General features: G+C 72.0%; 18 protein-coding genes and 2 tRNA genes. 13 read left to right on the plus strand and 7 right to left on the minus strand.

What is annotated here, in order from left to right; translation table 11 throughout:
• The first annotated feature begins 33 nt into the window (after positions 1-33).
• Complete coding sequence (locus tag Gocc_RS10145) at positions 34-1,374, plus strand: phosphoribosyltransferase family protein (RefSeq protein ID WP_114796441.1); 1,341 nt, start codon at positions 34-36, stop codon at positions 1,372-1,374.
• A gap of 111 nt (positions 1,375-1,485) precedes the next feature.
• A complete protein-coding gene (gene trhA, locus Gocc_RS10150) occupies positions 1,486-2,124 on the plus strand; it encodes a PAQR family membrane homeostasis protein TrhA (RefSeq protein ID WP_114796442.1) in 639 nt (212 codons plus the stop codon).
• A gap of 30 nt (positions 2,125-2,154) precedes the next feature.
• On the opposite strand, the gene Gocc_RS10155 is transcribed toward trhA, so the two are convergent.
• Positions 2,155-2,409 carry a PAS domain-containing protein gene (locus Gocc_RS10155; RefSeq protein WP_114796443.1) on the minus strand — a complete coding sequence of 85 codons (255 nt, stop codon included), beginning with the start codon at positions 2,407-2,409 and terminating at the stop codon, positions 2,155-2,157.
• Positions 2,410-2,533: 124 nt separating this feature from the next.
• Here Gocc_RS10155 and Gocc_RS10160 point away from each other — a divergent pair, with 124 nt between their 5' ends.
• From Gocc_RS10160 to Gocc_RS10190, 7 genes are all read left to right on the plus strand, one after another.
• A complete protein-coding gene (locus Gocc_RS10160) occupies positions 2,534-2,869 on the plus strand; it encodes a glutathione S-transferase N-terminal domain-containing protein (RefSeq protein ID WP_114796444.1) in 336 nt (111 codons plus the stop codon).
• Positions 2,870-2,933: 64 nt separating this feature from the next.
• Positions 2,934-3,341: a DUF302 domain-containing protein gene (locus tag Gocc_RS10165; RefSeq protein ID WP_114796445.1), complete on the plus strand. Its 408-nt coding sequence runs from the start codon at positions 2,934-2,936 to the stop codon at positions 3,339-3,341.
• Positions 3,342-3,567: 226 nt separating this feature from the next.
• Positions 3,568-3,900 carry a thioredoxin family protein gene (locus Gocc_RS10170; RefSeq protein WP_114796446.1) on the plus strand — a complete coding sequence of 111 codons (333 nt, stop codon included), beginning with the start codon at positions 3,568-3,570 and terminating at the stop codon, positions 3,898-3,900.
• Positions 3,897-4,253, plus strand: coding sequence for an ArsR/SmtB family transcription factor (locus Gocc_RS10175; RefSeq protein WP_220150563.1), 357 nt, complete (start codon positions 3,897-3,899; stop codon positions 4,251-4,253). Before Gocc_RS10170 ends, Gocc_RS10175 begins: the two co-directional genes overlap by 4 nt.
• Positions 4,250-4,468, plus strand: coding sequence for a DUF2892 domain-containing protein (locus Gocc_RS10180; protein WP_114796447.1), 219 nt, complete (start codon positions 4,250-4,252; stop codon positions 4,466-4,468). The genes Gocc_RS10175 and Gocc_RS10180 overlap by 4 nt, the downstream gene beginning before the upstream one ends.
• Positions 4,465-6,573: an MMPL family transporter gene (locus Gocc_RS10185; RefSeq protein ID WP_114796499.1), complete on the plus strand. Its 2,109-nt coding sequence runs from the start codon at positions 4,465-4,467 to the stop codon at positions 6,571-6,573. Before Gocc_RS10180 ends, Gocc_RS10185 begins: the two co-directional genes overlap by 4 nt.
• A 118-nt stretch (positions 6,574-6,691) precedes the next feature.
• Positions 6,692-7,114, plus strand: a complete 423-nt coding sequence (locus tag Gocc_RS10190; protein ID WP_147281256.1) for a COG4315 family predicted lipoprotein — start codon at positions 6,692-6,694, stop codon at positions 7,112-7,114.
• Between the two features lie 506 nt (positions 7,115-7,620).
• Here Gocc_RS10190 and Gocc_RS10195 read toward each other — a convergent pair.
• Positions 7,621-7,693, minus strand: a tRNA-Val gene (locus Gocc_RS10195).
• A gap of 277 nt (positions 7,694-7,970) precedes the next feature.
• Between Gocc_RS10195 and Gocc_RS16945 the strand changes: the two genes are divergently transcribed.
• Positions 7,971-8,648, plus strand: coding sequence for a calcium-binding protein (locus tag Gocc_RS16945; RefSeq protein ID WP_281268447.1), 678 nt, complete (start codon positions 7,971-7,973; stop codon positions 8,646-8,648).
• Between the two features lie 253 nt (positions 8,649-8,901).
• Here the strand turns inward: Gocc_RS16945 and Gocc_RS10205 are convergent, their stop codons facing one another.
• Complete coding sequence (locus tag Gocc_RS10205) at positions 8,902-9,612, minus strand: hypothetical protein (RefSeq protein ID WP_114796450.1); 711 nt, start codon at positions 9,610-9,612, stop codon at positions 8,902-8,904.
• 669 nt (positions 9,613-10,281) lie between these two features.
• Positions 10,282-10,357: transfer RNA gene (locus Gocc_RS10215), tRNA-Glu, on the minus strand.
• A gap of 249 nt (positions 10,358-10,606) precedes the next feature.
• Between Gocc_RS10215 and Gocc_RS10220 the strand changes: the two genes are divergently transcribed.
• From Gocc_RS10220 to Gocc_RS10230, 3 genes are read left to right on the plus strand one after another with little or no spacing between them, the layout of a single operon-like run.
• On the plus strand, positions 10,607-11,722 hold the full coding sequence (locus Gocc_RS10220; RefSeq protein ID WP_114796452.1) for a fatty acid desaturase family protein: 1,116 nt from the start codon (positions 10,607-10,609) through the stop codon (positions 11,720-11,722).
• 53 nt (positions 11,723-11,775) lie between these two features.
• Positions 11,776-12,561, plus strand: coding sequence for an MOSC domain-containing protein (locus Gocc_RS10225; RefSeq protein ID WP_114796453.1), 786 nt, complete (start codon positions 11,776-11,778; stop codon positions 12,559-12,561).
• Complete coding sequence (locus Gocc_RS10230) at positions 12,558-13,424, plus strand: VOC family protein (protein WP_114796454.1); 867 nt, start codon at positions 12,558-12,560, stop codon at positions 13,422-13,424. The genes Gocc_RS10225 and Gocc_RS10230 overlap by 4 nt, the downstream gene beginning before the upstream one ends.
• On the opposite strand, the gene Gocc_RS10235 is transcribed toward Gocc_RS10230, so the two are convergent.
• The 3 genes from Gocc_RS10235 to Gocc_RS10245 are packed head-to-tail and all read right to left on the minus strand — an operon-like array spanning position 13,408 to position 17,110.
• The gene (locus Gocc_RS10235; RefSeq protein WP_114796455.1) at positions 13,408-13,740 is read right to left on the minus strand and encodes a hypothetical protein; all 333 of its coding nucleotides are present in this window, start codon (positions 13,738-13,740) and stop codon (positions 13,408-13,410) included. The genes Gocc_RS10230 and Gocc_RS10235 overlap by 17 nt on opposite strands.
• A gap of 35 nt (positions 13,741-13,775) precedes the next feature.
• Complete coding sequence (locus Gocc_RS10240) at positions 13,776-14,654, minus strand: hypothetical protein (protein ID WP_114796456.1); 879 nt, start codon at positions 14,652-14,654, stop codon at positions 13,776-13,778.
• Entirely contained in the window at positions 14,651-17,110 is a 2,460-nt protein-coding gene (locus Gocc_RS10245) for an AAA family ATPase (RefSeq protein WP_114796457.1), read from the minus strand. The genes Gocc_RS10240 and Gocc_RS10245 overlap by 4 nt, the downstream gene beginning before the upstream one ends.
• Positions 17,111-17,145: the final 35 nt, after the last annotated feature.

Here is a 17,145-nt window from a genome sequence, read left to right on the forward strand (position 1 = left end):
GTACGGGCTTCTTCGACGACGAAGAACCACTTCATGGCCATCAGCGGAGACCCGAAGACGCGCTTCCGCGACCGGCGCGAAGCCGGGCGGCTGCTGGCCGAGCGGCTCACAGACCTCCGCGACGAGCAGCCGCTGGTGCTCGGGCTCGTACGCGGAGGCGTCCCCGTCGCCTTCGAGGTGGCGTCCGCCCTCGAGGCTCCGCTCGACGTCCTCGTCGTGCGAAAGCTCGGGGCGCCGCGCCAGCCCGAGTACGCGATCGGCGCCATCGCCGAGGATGGCACCTGCGTCGTCGATTGGGATGCGGCCGCGCCTCTCGGCCTCGGTGCCGCGCAGGTGAACCGGCTGATCGCCCGCGAGAGCATCGAGGTGCGACGGCGCGTCGCGCGCTACCGCGAAGGCCGCACCCCGCTCGACGTGACCGGGCGCACCGTCGTCGTCGTCGACGACGGCGTGGCGACCGGGCTCACCGATCTCGTCGCCGTCCGTGCCGCCCATCGCGCCGGAGCGCGCAAGATCGTCGTCGCCGTGCCCGTGTGCGCCGCGCCGTCGATGGCGCGGCTGCGCCGGGAGGCCGCCGACGTCGTCTGCGTCATCGCGCCTCGCGTGCTCGGCGGGGTCGGTCGCTGGTACGACGACTTCTCCCAGGTGGACGACGACGAGGTCGTCGCCCTGCTCGCCGCGAGTGCCGAGCGCACGGGCAAGGCGAAGGTCGAGGAGGTCGTCGTCGAGACCGACGGTGTCCGGCTGCCGGGCGACCTGCGCCGCGTCGAGCAGCCGCGGGGCATCGTCCTCTTCGCGCACGGAAGCGGCAGCAGCCGGCGCAGTCCGCGCAACGTCGAGGTCGCCGCTGCGCTCGGGAACGCCGGCTTCGCGACGCTGCTGTTCGACCTGCTCACGGTCGAGGAGACGCGCGACCGCGCGAACGTCTTCGACATCCCTCTGCTCGGCGCACGGCTCGCCGCCGCGACGCGCTGGGCGCGAGCCCGGCCGCGTCTTTCCTCCCTCGCGCTCGGCTACTTCGGCGCGAGCACCGGGGCTGCCGCCGCCCTCTCGGCCGCCGCGCAGCTTCCCGGCGAGGTCGCAGCCGTCGTCTGCCGCGGCGGCCGCCCGGACCTCGCGGCGGAGGCGCTGGCGGCGGTGCGCGCGCCGACGCTGCTCATCGTCGGCGGCGGCGACCCGCAGGTGCTCGAGCTCAACCGCGGCGCGCTCGCGGCCCTGCGCTGCGAGCGCGAGCTCGCCGTCGTGCCGGGGGCCGGGCATCTCTTCGCGGAGCCGGGCGCGCTGGAGGAGGTCGCCCGCCTCGCCTGCGCATGGTTCCTCGAGCATCTCGCGGCCGGAGCGTCGCCGCCGGAGTCGAGGACGGGCGACGGCTGACGGGCGCCGCTGCCGTCTCGCCGTCCGCGACGTCCCCCTCGGCGATCCGGCCGGCGCTCGGCGGCGCACGGGCGTCACTCCCGCGGCCGCCGTCGCTGGCACAATTGGCGTATGGACACGCTCCAGAAGCCGCGGCTGCGCGGTGTCTTCCACTTCTGGGCGTTCTTCGTCGCGCTCGTCGCGGGCGTCGCGCTCGTCGCGCTCGCCGACAGCTCGCTGGCGCGGCTCGCCGCATGGATCTACGTCACCGCGCTCGCGAGCATGTTCGGCGCCAGCGCGCTCTACCACCGCTACCCCTTCAAGTCGGCCGCCCGGCGCGTGTGGGCGCGGCGACTCGACCACTCCACGATCTTCGTGTTCATCGCCGGCACCTACACGCCGTTCGCGCTCCTCGCCTTCCACGGGGCGCTGCGGTTCGGCGTGCTGGCGACGGTGTGGGCGGGGGCCGCGCTCGGCCTCGTGCTCAACTTCGTCTGGCTCGACGCTCCGAAATGGGTCAGCGTGCTCGTCTACAGCGCGGTCGGCTGGGTCGGGGTGATCACGATCCCGCAGATGTTCTCGGAGGTCGGCGTGACGGGATCGGTGCTCGTGATCGTCGGCGGCGTCCTCTACACGGTGGGCGCGCTGATCTACGCCTTCCACTGGCCGAACCCGTTCCCGAGGACGTTCGGCTTCCACGAGATCTTCCACCTCCTCGTCGTGGCCGCCGCGGCCGCGCAGTACGTGGCCGTCTCCACCGTCGTCCTCTAGCGCCTGCACCGACGCGAAGGAGCCGGGCGTCTAGCGCTTCTGCATCGACTCCTGCGCGCTCGAGCTCGAGCGCTCGCCCTGAGCGGCATCAGCTGACGATCCCGAGGGCACGCCCCGTGCGTCGCGCCCGTGCAGGACGGGCTGGCACGACTTGCCGGCCGCTTCGGCCGCCGACCGCCCGAGCAGGCTCTCCGCCGCCCTGTTCATGTGCACGACGCGCATTTCCGCATCGAAGACGACGAGCGGCTCGCTGCGCACGATCGCGCCGGGAGCGCCGCGGCCCATGGACGCAATTCCGTCGCGCCGGCGCCCCGCCGCGATCGGAAGCAGGCGGCTGCGGCAATCCCGCTATGCCAGCTAGTAACAACTTCCGATTATCTACAAGCACAGAGTTGTGTATACTCGTCTCATGCCCGCTCTTCCCACCGCTGAGACTCCGATGCTCCGTCTCTTCCAGACGGAGTGGTGCCCATCGTCCCACAGGGTGCGGCAGCGCCTCACGGAGCTGGACGTCGCCTACACGGCGCTCCAGGTGCCCGTCGAGCGCGACGAGCGGACTGCGCTCTTCCAGGCGACCGGCGGCGTCACCATCCCCGCGCTCGTGGCGGAGGACGGAGCCGTGCTGATCGGCGAGGACGCGATCCTCGACTACCTGGACAGGCGCTTCGACGAACCCGGGGGCGCCGTCGCCCACCGGGAGAAGGCCGAGCAGGCACGCCGGCGACTACTGGAGGAGGCAGCATGAGACGCAGGCTCGACAGAGACGCGCAGCGAGCGGAGGTGCCGGCTCGGCCGGCGCCGGAGCGGGTATGAGCACGGCACCGTACGCCTTGACGACGAAGACCGCGCTCGCGTTCGACGACGCGGTCGCGCGCGTTCGCGAGGAGCTCGCGTCCGAGGGATTCGGCGTCCTCACCGAGATCGACGCGCAGTCGACCCTGCGCGAGAAGCTCGGGGTCGAGATGGAGCGCTACCTGATCCTGGGTGCGTGCAATCCGGCGTTCGCCCACGCGGCGCTCGAGCTGGAGCCGGAGATCGGCGTCCTCCTGCCCTGCAACGTGGTCGTCTACGAGCAGGACGGGTCGACGCTCGTCTCGGCGGTCGACGCCGAGCGGATGCTCTCGGTCGTCGGGCGCGGGGATCTGAACCCGATCGCGGACGAGGTGCGCGGACGGCTCGCCGGCGTCGTCGCGCGGGTCGGCGCGGCCACGGCCTGAGCGATCGCGATGCAGGCAGGCGGGCCGCCCGGACGATCCGGGCGGCCCGCCGTCTTCCCCGGGATCGGCGCCCTCGTCCTCTGCCACCACGGTGCCGGCGGTGTCCGCGCGGGCGGGCGGCCCCGCATCGAGCCGATCACGGGCGTGGTACCAACTACAACTAGAAACCTTGTACAATCAAATAGTTGTGTATACTGGAGCAACCGATTCGACCGAAGGAGTTGAGATGGACGTCTCTAGCGAGACTTTCGAGACCGATGTGATCGAGCGCTCACGCGAGGTGCCCGTGATCGTCGATTTCTGGGCGCCGTGGTGCGGCCCGTGCCACATGCTCGCGCCCGTGCTGGAGCGCGAGGTCGAGCGGCGCGGCGGCGCCGTCGAGCTCGTGAAGGTGAACATCGACGACAATCCCGACATCGCGCGCCGGTTCGCGATCAGCGGCATCCCGGCAGTGAAGGCGTTCTCGGACGGTGCCGTCGTGAAGGAGTTCGTCGGCGCCGTGCCGCCCGTCGTCGTCGCCGGCTTCCTGGACGCGCTTCGCGACGAGGTGGCGGCGTGAGCGCGTCCGCGACGACGCTTCCGCACCCGCTGCCCGACGCTCTCGTGGAGCTGATCGCGCGGCGCTTCCGCGTCATCGGCGAGCCGATGCGCATCCGGCTGCTCGACAGCCTGCGGGTGGGAGAGGCGACCGTGCAGGAGCTCACCGAGGCGGTGGGCGCATCGCAGCAGAACGTCTCCAAGCACCTGCACGTCCTGCACGAGGCGGGAATCGTGGCACGGCGGAAGTCCGGCAACCAGGTCTTCTACCGCGTCGTCGACGCCGGCGTATTCGAGCTCTGCGAGACCGTCTGCGGCAGCGTGCAGCGCCAGGTCGCGGAGCTGAACGCGATCCTCGAAGGAGCGGGGCGATGAGGGCCTCCGCCTGGCCTCTCGAGCGTGTCCTCTTCGCGCTCGCCGGCACGATGACCCTGCTCAGCGTGGCGCTGGCCGCGCTCGTGTCGCCGTGGTTCTTGCTGCTCGCCGCGTTCGTGGGGGTGAGCCAGTGGCTGTACGTGTCCGTCGGGCAGTGCCCGGCCTCATTCGTGATCGAGCGCGTGCTCCACGTCGAGCGGGGGTGCCCGAGGTGATCGCCGTCGGGCCGCTCGGCCGGCTGGGTTCGTGGACGGCCGCTCATTTCCGCACCGTCCTCATCGCCTGGGTCGTGATCGCCGCCGGTCTCGGCGCGCTGGCGCCGAAGGTCGAGCACGCGCTCTCCGGCGCGGGCTGGGAGGCGTCGGGCTCGCAGTCGGTGCAGGCACGCGAGCTCATCGACAGGAGCTTCGGCGGCCAGTCGAGCGCCGCGCTGATGGTCGTGCTGCACGCGCCGGCGGCGACCGTCGCCGATCCTGCGTTCGCCGCGACGGTCGACCGCGTCACGGCGATCCTGCGCGCGGACGCGCGCGTCTCCTCGATCGCCGCGCCGCGCCCGGGCTTCTCCATCTCCCGCGATCGCCATACCGCGATCGTGAGCGCCGGCGCGAAGGGGTCGACGACGGAGATGGTGGCCGCCGCCGACGAGCTCAAGGGCAAGCTGAAGGCCGCCGCCGGTGCCGGCGTCGCGGTCAGCCTCACCGGAGCGTCCGGCATGTGGTCGGACTTCAACGAGGCGAACCGCAACGCGATGATGAAGTCCGAGCTCATCTCCTGGCCGGTCACGCTCGTGATCCTGCTGCTCGCCTTCGGCTCGCTCGTCGCCGCCGGCCTGCCGTTGATGCTCACGATCCTCGGCCTCGTCGCCTCTGCCGGGACGCTGTACCTCGGCAGCCGGGTGTTCGACATCTCGATCTGGGCGATGAACTTCGCGCTCATGTTCGCGCTCGCGCTCGGGATCGACTACGCGCTCTTCGTCGTGCACCGTTTCCGCGGCGCCTTCTTCGGCTCGAAGCTGACCGCGCGCGAGGCGGTCGCGGCGACGATGGACACGGCGGGCAAGGCCGTGCTCTTCTCGGGGCTGACGGTGCTGATCTCGCTGTCGGCGGTGATGCTCGTGCCGAGCCCGGCGTTCCGCTCGATGGCGCTCGGGATCATGGTGTCCGTGCTCTTCGTGCTGCTGGCGACGCTGACCCTGCTGCCGGCGGTGCTCGGCAGGCTCGGCCCGCGGGTCGACAAGCTCGCCCTCAGGTGGGTGCACTCGGGCGAGCATCGCTCGCCGGCGTTCGCCGCCTGGGCGGAGCGCCTGTGGCGGCGCCCGCTGCTCTACGGCTCGGCGGCCCTCGCGGTGCTGATCGCGCTGGCGCTGCCGATCTTCGGGTTGCGCACGGGCATGCCGTCGATCAAGGTCGTGCCGCCGAGCGACGGCTCGCGCCAGGGCTACGAGCTCGTCCAGGCGGCCTTCGGCCAGGGGGCGCCGGGCGCGCTGCAGATCGTCGGGCCGGCGGCGGCGATCGCCGGCGCGTCCGCGGCCGTCGCGTCCGATCCCGGCATCGCCCGCGTCATGCCGGCGCAGCCCGGCGCGGACGGTCTCGCGCTCGTGCAGGCGATCCCCGCCTCCGACCCGTCGAGCCCGAGCGTCGGCGCGACCATCGACCGGCTCCGCGAGGTGCTGCCGGCCGGCGTGCTCGTCGGCGGCGCCACTGCCGAGAATCACGACCTCGAGCAGACGCTGGCGGCGAAGACGCCGCTCGTGATCGGCGTCGTGCTCGTGCTCGGCTTCCTGCTGCTGCTCCTCGCGCTGCAGGCGCCCGTGATCGCCGCCGTCGGCGTCGTCACGAACCTGCTTGCGACCGGTGCCGCCTTCGGCGTCGCCCGCCTCATCTTCCAGGGGGGGCACGGCTCCGGGCTGCTCGGGTTCGAGTCGCAGGGCTTCATCGACGCGTGGGGGCCCGTGTTCTTCTTCGCCATGATCTTCGCGATCTCGATGGACTACACGGTGTTCCTGCTCTCGTCGGCGAAGGAGCACTACGACCGCTCGCACGATCCGCGCGACGCGATGGTGGGAGGGCTCGCGCATTCCGGCCGCGTCATCTTCGCCGCCGCCGCCGTGATGGTGGCGGTGTTCCTCACCTTCGCGCTCTCGGGGCCGCTGCCGCCGAAGGAGATGGGCGTCATCCTGGGTGTGGCGGTGCTCCTCGACGCGTTGCTGATCCGGCTCGTGCTCGTGCCGGTGGCGCTGCGGCTGCTGGGGACGTGGGCCTGGGGCCTGCCGCGCTGGCTCGACCGCATCCTGCCGGATGTGAGGTTCGGGCACTCGTAGACGAGTGCTGAACGTTCTCTTACGGATGGGTCGCAGGCCTTGCGGCGCGGCTGTCGCGCCGGGCACTGTGGGTGGCGGGACGTATGTCCCGCCACCCATCCGGACGAGGAGGTCGCCCGTGCCGAACACGACTGCCGTACGTGGATCCCTGCTCGCAGCCATGGTGCTCGTCGCGATGGTTCCGTCCGCTCTCGCGGCGCCGGCCGGCAAGCCGGTGATCGTGATCGGGACGCCGAATCTCGGCAAGGTGATCGCGACGCCCGGGAAGCTCGGGATCTACTACTGGGACACCGAGAAGAAGGCCGGCGGGAAGATCCGCTGTACCGGGTCGTGCGCCGTGGCGTGGCCGCCGGTGTTCGTGAAGGCGGTGCCCCCCAAGCACGTGAGCGGCGTGACGGCGACGTTCGGCGCGGTCAGGCGGGCGGGGAAGCTGCAGCTGACCGTGAACGGGCTCCCGGCCTACACCTACCGGCACGACACGGCGGGGGTCGTCAAGTGCGACAACGTCGACGGCTGGCACGCCGTCCGCGCCCGCGTCTGAGCGTCCTGCCTGCGCCGGGGAGCGGGCGGCCGCTTGTCGACGGGGGTCGATCGCCGTCACCACGGGAAGGGAGGTTCCCTGGGAACCGTAGGTTCCCGGCTTCAGGGGTGTTCGCGCGATCCGGGGTCCCCGCTCGGGGATCCCGGATCTTGCGCCGAAACACGTGCGCCATGCGTGAGCCTGCGCCGGGGAGCGGGCGGCCGCTTGTCGACGGGGGTCGATCGCCGTCACCACGGGAAGGGAGGTTCCCTGGGAACCGTAGGTTCCCGGCTTCAGGGGTGTTCGCGCGATCCGGGGTCCCCGCTCGGGGATCCCGGATCTTGCGCCGAAACACGTGCGCCATGCGTGAGCCTGCGCCGGGGAGCGGGCGGCCGCTTGTCGACGGGGGTCGATCGCCGTCACCACGGGAAGGGAGGTTCCCTGGGAACCGTAGGTTCCCGGCTTCAGGGGTGTTCGCGCGATCCGGGGTCCCCGCTCGGGGATCCCGGATCTTGCGCCGACGAACATGGGCGGTGACGGGCTCGAACCGCCGACCCCCTCGGTGTAAACGAGGTGCTCTACCAGCTGAGCTAACCGCCCGGCCCACTATTGAAGCGGTTCCGCAGCGGCCGCGTCCGGGCAGTGCGAGGTCGGCAGCAGGCCCGTCCGATCTGCGCGTCTCCGCTCCGCCCGGCGGATGAGCAGGGCGCGGGCGGCGGGGGCGCCGGAAGGGTGGCGTCCTCCTCCAGCACGTACCCGAAAGAGTGAACGAGGGCTCCGGAAGGGTGAATCGGAGCCGTGTGCCGCATGTTTCGGAGCTCCCACGGCTCTTGCCGAATGGTACGCGTACATCGAAGCACGAAGAGAAGGAGCTCTCATGGAACGGAACAGTCTCGCAAGGGTCATCGCAGTCTGTGCACTGCTCGGCGCCCTTTCCGCGCTCGTCGTCACGAGCGGGGCGGCCGCGGCGGGTTCGACGCCGAAGTGCACGATCACGGGCACCCCGGGCAACGACGTGCTGACGGGGACGCGCGGTAGCGATGTGATCTGCGGTCTGGGCGGCAACGACACCATCATCGGCGGCGCGGGCAACGACACGCTCGTCGGCGGCGCGGGCAGCGACAAGCTCGTCGGTGCCGGAGGGAACGACACGCTCTCCGGCGGCGCGGGCAACGATCAGCTCGTCGGCGGCGCGGGCAACGACCAGCTGGACGGCGGTGCCGGCGACGACACCGAGGACGGCGGCGCGGGCAACGATGAGCTCGTCGGCGGCGTGGGCAACGACCAGCTGGACGGTGGTGCCGGCGACGACATCGAGGACGGCGGCGCGGGCGACGATCAGCTCGTCGGCGGCGTGGGCAACGACCAGCTGGACGGTGGTGCCGGCGACGACATCGAGGACGGCGGCGCGGGCGACGATGAGCTCGTCGGCGGCGCGGGCAGCGACCAGCTGAACGGCGGCACGGGCAACGACAGTGCCGCGGCCGACAGCGAGGACAGCGCGACCGGCACCGAGCAGGGCGACAGCAGCAGCAGCAGCTCGAGCGCCTTCTAGCGAAGGAGAGAGCGATCGGCGGGGGCGCGCGCTTCGGGCGCGTCCCCGCCGGTCGACCGCGATCTTCCCTCTCACGCGTGGCAGTTCGAGCTTCTGCCGCATTTGCAGGCGACCTCCGGCGCCGGAGCGACCGTCATGCGGCGGCACCGGAGGCGGGCCGAGGTCGATGCCCGCGAGGCCTGCCAGGCGGAGCGCATCCGCTGTCTGCCCGGCACCGCGACGGCCGCGTCGCGTGAGCTCGCTTCCTCGAAGCTCAGCGTGACATGCGCGTGGCGCGATCGAGGAGTCCCGCCATCAGGCCCGACGCGATGAGAATCCATCCCGCGAGCTCGAGCCCCTCCTCGACGACCACCTCGAGCTCGTAGGCGAACGTGCCACGGTCGAGCCCGATCTGCACCATGCCGAAGGAGACTGCTTCCCACGCGACCGCGGCGACGAGCATGAGCAGGCCGAGGCGGACGCTCCGACGCGCCGGCCCGAACGCATGCGCGGCGCAACGCCAGAGAAGCAAGAACGAGGTGATGAGGAGTGGGAGGTACACGACCGGCCACACGATCCTGGTCGTCTCGTGGGCACCACCGAGATTGGCTTTCAGACGCTCGTGTATCTGGAGCATGTCGTCGGCGGAGAAGAACGCCAGCGTGGCGGCCAGGAACAGGTAGGTCAGCCTGCGCCCCCGGTGCGCCACCGCAAGGAGGCCGGCCGCAAGCGCGGCGCACGCCGTCGCTGTCGAGCTCGCCCAGCTCCAGATCGTGAGCTCCGCGTCCGCGCTCAACTGGCCGACCGTGCCGTCGAACCAGATGAAGCCCGCCATGTCGGCGATGCCCTGAGCCGCGAACCCGACGGCGGCGACCCACACACCGACCCGGACGATCAGCCCCGGTAGCTCGGCGGTCGCGGGGGCTGCATAGGCGCCGTCGCGCGCCGCGTCTCTCCCGGACAGCGCGGGCGCGTCGACGCTCACGACGGCGACCAGCTGCGAGTCGTGCTGTGCGCCGGGGCGAGGAGCCGACCGGTGCGCGCCCCCGTGTCGAGTCCCGGCTCGATGTCGGCCCGTGGGCCGCGGCCGGCCACGGAGCGGCGCCCGCGGGCGCTTCCGGCGGCCGGCGTCTTCGACGCAGGCAGCTCCGCGGCAGTGCACACCCTCGTCCTCATCCAGCAGGCTCCCCTCCACGTCCGAGCTGGGGACTCAGTAACGGAGAGCGGGGGCTCTTTGTCAAGGCGTTCCCCTGCCGCCGCTCACTCCGCCACGAGCGCCGGACGCCGCCCGCGACGGCCGATCACGAGCGCCGTCGCGGATCCCGGCATCCTCCAGCCGCTGGGCGGAAGCCGTTGGCGGATGCCTTATGAGCCACTGCGCGAGGAGGGACGGGGCCGTAGGGCTGAGGTGGCGGGATGCCCATGCGTCGAGATGTGCGAGCGCTACGGCTCGGCCATCTGCCGCTTCCAGTCTTCAGCGCCCTGCTTGCGCCGGATCTCGTGACAACCTCCTATCGCCCGCAACCGACGACGATCGAGGCACGGCACCGAAACCGTGACTGGCTCCAGGGCATCCCCGAGTAGCTCCACGCCCTCTGGGACATGAGCAAACCCAGGCCAGCTCTCGCTGGCCTGGGTTTGAATGACGTCTACTTGGTGCCCCCAACGGGATTCGAACCCGTGCTGCCACCTTGAAAGGGTGGTGACCTAGGCCGCTAGTCGATGGGGGCGGCCGGACGAGGATAGCGAGGCGGCGGCTCAGGAGGGACGGGGCGGAAACGCGCCTATCCGCGGACAGGGTGACGGCCGGGACGAGAAGGACGGGCGCGATCTCGTCGAGCGCCGCGCGGGCCTCGTCGAAGCCGTCGGCGCGAGTTACGCCGGGCCGAGCGCGCCACCGCTACCCTGGACCGCACAACCTCGGATACCGACGGCGCCCGCGCCTTCACCATCCGCACGCGGGATCAGGGAGGCTCGACATGACGGCAGCCGCGCAGAAGGTCGCAGAGAAGGTCGCGTTCGACAACGGCGGAGCGTTCATCCGCGACACACGGCGGGAGGTCGAGGCCTATCTCGCGCGCGGGCGGACGCGCATGCGCGGCGCGCTGCAGCTGTACGCGAAGGCGCCGGTCGCGCTCGGACTCACGGCGGTCTCGTGGGCGCTGCTGGTGTTCGTGCGCCCGGGCGCCGTGGTCGCGGCCCTCTGCCTCGCCGGGCTCGCCACGGGGGCGATGCTGACGGCGTTCTGCGTGCAGCACGACGCGAACCACGGCGCCTACTTCCGCCGGCGGCGCTGGAACCACCTGGTCGGCTGGTCGGCCGACGCGCTGCTCGGGTTCTCGAGCTACGCGTGGCGCGTCAAGCACAACGTCGCCCACCACACGTACACGAACGTGGACGGCTTCGACGACGACATCACGCAGGTGCCGCTCGCCCGCTTCTCGCCCACGCAGGCGCCGCGCCCCTGGTACCGCTTCCAGCACCTCTACATCTGGCCCATGTACCTGCTCATGGGCCTGCGCTGGCAGACGGTCGGCGACGTCGCGGCGTTCGCCCGCGGCCGGGTCGGCGAGAGCGCCCTCCGCTTCCCGCGCGGCTGGAACCTCGCCGGCGTCGTCGTCGGCAAGGCGATCTTCGTCGGCTGGGCGCTCGTGATCCCGATGCTCGTCTACCCGTGGTGGGCGGTGCTCGCCGCCTACGCCGGCTTCACGATGGTGACGAGCCTGATCATGGCGACGACGTTCCAGCTCGCGCACTGTGTCGAGGAGGCGTCGTTCGCCTCCGCCGCCGAGCTGCGCGGGGAGAAGCGTCTGTGGGCGGTGCACGAGGTCGAGACGACCGTGAACTTCTGCCCGCGCAACCGGGTGCTGACATGGGCGCTCGGCGGGCTCAACTTCCAGATCGAGCACCACCTGTTCCCGCGCCTGCCGCACACCCACTATCCGCAGATCGCACGCATCGTGCGGCGCAACTGCGACCGCCACGGCATCCGCTACACGGCCCAGCCGTCCCTGCGGGCGGCGCTGCGCTCGCACGTCCTGCACCTGCGCACGATGGGCCGGCTCGGGCTGCCCGTCGAGCTCGAGATGGGATAGCAGCCGGCGCGCCGGGGCGTGCCGCACCCGGAGCGGAGCACTAGGCTTGCTCCATGGCTGCCACGATCGCCCGGATCGCCTATGCGCCCGTGAAGGGGCTCGCGCTCGCGCACCCCGACGAGATCGAGCTCGAGCACACCGGCCTGCGGCAGAACCGCCGCTTCTACCTCGTCGGCGCAGACGGCCGGCTCGCGAACGGCAAGGTGTTCGGCACGCTCGTGCAGGTCGCCGCCGAGGCGGACGCCGACGGCACCTCGCTCGCGCTGCGCTTCCCGGACGGCGCCACGGTGGCGGGTGCGATCGCCCTCGGCGACGCCGTCGAGACCGGCTTCTACGGCCGCTCCGTCGCGGGTCACGTCGTCGAAGGGCCCTGGTCGCGGGCGCTGTCGGCGTTCGCCGGCACGCCGCTGCGGCTGATCAGGGCCGACGAGCCCGGAGCCGCCTCCGATCGGGCCGCCGCCGGCGCCGTCTCGCTCGTCTCGACCGCGTCCCTCGAGCGTCTCGCGCGGGAAGCCGGGGTGGAGGCGGTCGACGGACGGCGCTTTCGCATGCTGTTCACGATCGAGGGCGCCGACGCGCACGAGGAAGACGGCTGGGTCGGGCGCGAGGTGCGCGTCGGCGCTGCGACGCTGCGCTGCAACGGGCTCGTCGGCCGCTGCGCCGTCACCACGCACGACCCCGACACGGGCGTGCCGAGCCTCGACACCCTCCATCTCCTGCGCGCGTACCGCTCGCACGTCCCCAGCGACGAGCCGCTGCCCTTCGGCGTGCGGGGCGAGGTCGTGCAGCCCGGCAGCGTGCGCGTCGGCGACGAGGTGCGCGTGACGGAGCCGGCATGAGCGGCAGCGCTGCGATCGACCCCGCGACGACGCTCGGCCCCGTCTCGCTCGTCGCGGGGGACGTCGACCGGCTCACGGCCTTCTACGAGACCGCGATCGGGCTGCGCGTGATCGCACGCGAGGGCGACGTCGTCACCCTCGGCGCCGGCGCGCTTGCGCTCGTCGAGCTCGTCGGCGACCCGGCAGCGCCGCCCCGCCCGCCACGGACGACCGGCCTCTTCCACCTCGCCCTGCTCGTCCCCACGAGAGCCGACCTGGCCCGCGCGATCCATCGCGTCACGCAGACCGGGTGGTCGTTCACGGGAGCCTCCGACCATCTCGTGTCGGAGGCGCTCTACCTCGACGATCCGGAGGGCAACGGCATCGAGATCTACCGCGACCGGCCGCGCGCCGAATGGCGCTACGACGGCGGCGCCCTGCGCATGGGCACCGCGGCGCTCGACCTCCACGGCGTGCTCGCGGAGGTCGCCGCGCCCGACCCGGGCGAGCGCGTCGCGCCCGGCACGACGGTCGGCCACGTCCACCTGCAGGTGGCGGACCTCGCCGCCGCCGAGGCGTTCTACTGCGGCGCGCTCGGGTTCGACGTGACGGTACGCGGCTACCCGGGCGCCCTGTTCGTCTCCGCCGGCGGCTACCACCACCACCTCGGGCTCAACACGTGGGCGGGCGCCGGCGCACCCGCGCCGCCGCCGGGCTGCCGGGGCTTGCGCCGCTTCACGATCCTGCTGCCCGAACACGGCGCGCTCGCCGCCGCCGTCGAGCGCCTGCGCGCCGCCGGCCTCGAGCCGGTCGCCGACGGCAGCGAGGTGACCGTCGCCGACCCCTCCGGCAACGTCGTCACGCTCGCTACCCGGGCCGCGTAGCCTCGACGGCCGCGCGCGCCTGCCGCTCGTAGCCGTTCGCGGCGTAGCCGCTGCGCAGATAGCTGAGCGGCATCCGCAGCGGCCGGTGCTGCATCTGCCACACGTGGCAGAGCTCGTGCGTGACGAGATCCTCGGTCGCCTGCGGGCTGCGCAGCAGGATCGTTCCGTGCAACGCGTAGCCGTCGAAGCGGCGCAGCCCCGGCAGCCGGAACAGCCACGGCACCGTCAGCAAGCGCACGTGGTCGACGCGCACGGGTCGCGGCCACCAGTCGAGCCGGTCGAGCCGCTCCTTGGCGGCGGCCAGTCGCGGATCCATGGGCCTCCTGTCGGGGCCGGGCCGGCGCCCTGCGCCTACGTCCCCAGGATGATCGGGTCGTACACGAGCACGGCGCTGCCGTCCTGCGCCTGCTGGTACTGGTACGAGTACAGCCGCGGGCTCGTGAGCCGGTTCACCGTCGCCAGCTCGAGCTTCGTCATCTTCCCCACCGTCGGCGTGCGCGGGCCGATCGTGTTCGCGAGCGGCTTCGACAGCTCGGCGCGGACGTCGCTCTTGCGTAGGAACACCGAGGTCGCCGCCGCCGCCCCGTCGGGGCGCGGCGGCAGGAACACCGACACCGAGTCGACGCCGTGCACGTACTTGAACGTGTAGAGGGCGAGCTCGAGCGCCTCGCGCCGCAGCAGCGCATGGCGCGCCTGCGACGCCTTGCCGCCGGCGATCGAGCAGTTGTTGCCGAGGCCGCAGAGGATGAACATGAGGCTGTCGCGCGCGTCGATGACGGCGATGTCGCTCTCTTCCTTCTTCCCGGTCGAGGTGTCCGGGCGCACCGCGATCGCGCGCACCGGTACGTTGCCGCTCGCGCCGGCGCTGACCTGAGGCGGCCCGACGAGCGCGGTCGTGAGCTGCTGACCGTCCGGCAGTCGGTAGCTCTTCGACACGTGGTCGGCGATCTGCTTCGCCTTCGCGGAGTCGCTGCCCTCCGGCGCCCACGCCGACCACCGTGCGGCCGGCGCCGCGTCGGGGCGCGTCAACAGGACGACGAGGGCGCCGACCCCCACGCCCGCGACGACCGCGAGCGCGAGGTAGACGAGCCCGAAGCGGGCGCGATAGGCGGCCTTGCGGGCACGGTCGGCGCGCGACGGCCCACCGGGCTGGGAGACCGGCCGCGCAGGCTCCGCGTCGACGAAGCCGGAGGGGGGTGTCGCGTCGGGTGGAATCGTGCCGTCGCTCATCGGGCGATCTCCGGAGGGGCGGACGGCGGCGGCTTGAAGCCGCGGTCGACCGCGGCCGAGAACTCGAGCGGGGGCCAGGCGGACTCCTCGCCGAGATCGACCGTGGGAATCGTGATCCGGGATGACTCGAGCAGCTCGAGCAGCTCGTCGCCCATGATCTCGCGCTTGTCCTCGAGCGCGTCGGCGATCCTCTCGATCGCGGGGAGGTTGGCGATCGCCAGGTTGTGGGCGGTGACGTACGCCTGGCCGAGGATCTGCGCGGCGACCGCGCGCTTGGCCGCGTCGGAGAGGACGCCCGCGATCGGGTCGGCGTCGAAGGGGCCGCCGCTGCCCGACCGGGACATGATCTGGAGGCCGATCCGCTCGAAGCGGTCGAGGGCACGCTTGCGCGCCTCCTCCTCGGTCTCGCCGTTCGCGGGCGAGACGTGGAAGGGCAGCGGCCCCATCGCCGCGCGCCCCACCATCAGGGCGGCCCGCGCGGTCACGCCGGCGACGTCTCCGCCGACGCCGTTCGAGTTCTCGCCGTACACCACGCGCTCCGCGGCCATCGCCCCGAGGCCCCAGACGATGTCGTGGAACATCTCGTGCTGGAACGAGAACAGCCGCTCCTCCTTCTCGATCATCCAGTGGTGGCCGCCGACACCCTGGTCGCCGCGCTTCTTGATCGTCAGGCGGGTCGACTCCCGGCTCGTCAGGTAGACGTGGCCGGCCACGGCGTGGCCCGCCTCGTGGATCGCGACGGCGCGGCGCTCCATCGGGATGTACTCGGAGCCGATCGCCGTTCCCGCGTCGAGCGTCGTGACGGCTTCGACGAGATCGTCCCAGGTGAACGCCGTGCGCCCCGTGTGGTGGGCGAGCGTCAGGGCCATCGACGTCGCCTGCTCGATCATCGCGGGGGAGTAGCCGCTCATGATGCGGGCGATCTCGTCGCGGCGCTTGGGCGTGTCGAGCTCCGCGTCGTGCGCCACCTTGCCGATGTAGAGGTCGAGGATGTCCAGCCGGTCGTCCTTCGTCGGCGTCCGGAACCACACGTGGCGACCCATGCGGCCCGGCCGGATCAGCGCCGGGTCGAGCCGGTCGATCGGCACGTTGGTGGCGCCGATGAAGTAGATCTGGTCGTTGCGCGGGCGGGCCGCCGGGATCCTCAGCCGTGCGCTGCCGAGCCGGCGCGGAACGACGAAGGTGGCGTCGAGCAGCGTGTTGATCTTGCTCGTGAGCGTGCGCCGCAGGAACGGCGGGTTGTCGATCCCGTCCATGACGACGAGCAGCTGGTTCAGCGCCATGCCGCCGCCCATGCCCATGCCGCCGGGGAACATGAAGTTGTAGACGCTCGCCAGTCGCGTCTGGAACCCGGACACGCCGACCGGCTGCGGGGCGCGCGACCCGAACAGGCGGTCGCGCCACGCGCGCGTCTCGACGACCAGGTCGCCCGACGGGTCGCGGGCGCCCTGAGGGCCGAAGAAGAGGAACTCCTCGATGTCGGCGGAGGCGAGCGGCTCGAACGAGCGGCCGCCGCTGCCGAGTGACTGGCGGCGCATGCCGACGGCGTCGATCTCGTCGATGAAGACGATGCACTGGCCGCCCCACTTGCGCGCGAGCTTCTTCGCGCGGCGGGCGAGGATGCGTACGACGATCGCGTCGATGCCGATGAACGTGGCGGCGAAGCCCGATCCGGGCATCGAGATGAACGGCGAGTTGAACCCGGTGGCGATCGCCTTCGCGAGCATCGTCTTGCCGGTGCCGGGAGCGCCGAAGAGCAGCAGCCCGCGCTCGCGCTTGCCGCCCGCTCGCTCGAACTGCTCGCCCGACTGCCAGATATCGACGACACGTCGCACCTCCTCCTTCGCCTCCGCCTGGCCGCGGACGTCCTCGAGCTTGACGCCCCACTCGGCATCGCCCGGCTCGAACGCCTGCATCTGCGACAGGTTCATCAGCAGCAGCGGGCCGAACAGGATCGCGAAGTTCGCGAAGAAGAGGAAGAAGACGAAGACGGCCTGCACCCACAGCGTCGGCGAGCTGAGGATCTTCCCCGCCCCGTCGAGGATGGCGCCTCCCGCGCCCCACCACGTTCCCCCGCGGAAGATCCACGTCACGGTCACGACGAGCACGACGAGGAACGCGACCTTGAACCAGAAGCGCCAGAACCAGGCGCGACGGCGGCCGACGACGTCCTCCTCGCGCAGCTCCGGGCTCTCGACGCCGAACAGGCTCGGCCACGGGATCAGCCGCCGGAAGAACAGGTCGGCGAAGCCGCGGAAGACGACGACGATCGCCGCCGTCGCCAGCAGGGACGGCAACCAGCCCCAGCCGTTCTGCTGGGTGAACCACACGAACAGCGCCGGAGCCGTGAGCACGGCGACGACCGTGGCCGCGCGCGTCAGGCGGCGCCAGGAGCGCGCGAGCTCCTGCGAGGCCGCGCCGTGCGGCAATGCGGCGAGAGGCTCGGCGAGCGTCATTCACGAAGTGTACGCAGGAGGCCCGCGGGCGGATG

It is taken from the genome of Gaiella occulta, from assembly GCF_003351045.1.
Lineage (GTDB): Bacteria > Actinomycetota > Thermoleophilia > Gaiellales > Gaiellaceae > Gaiella > Gaiella occulta.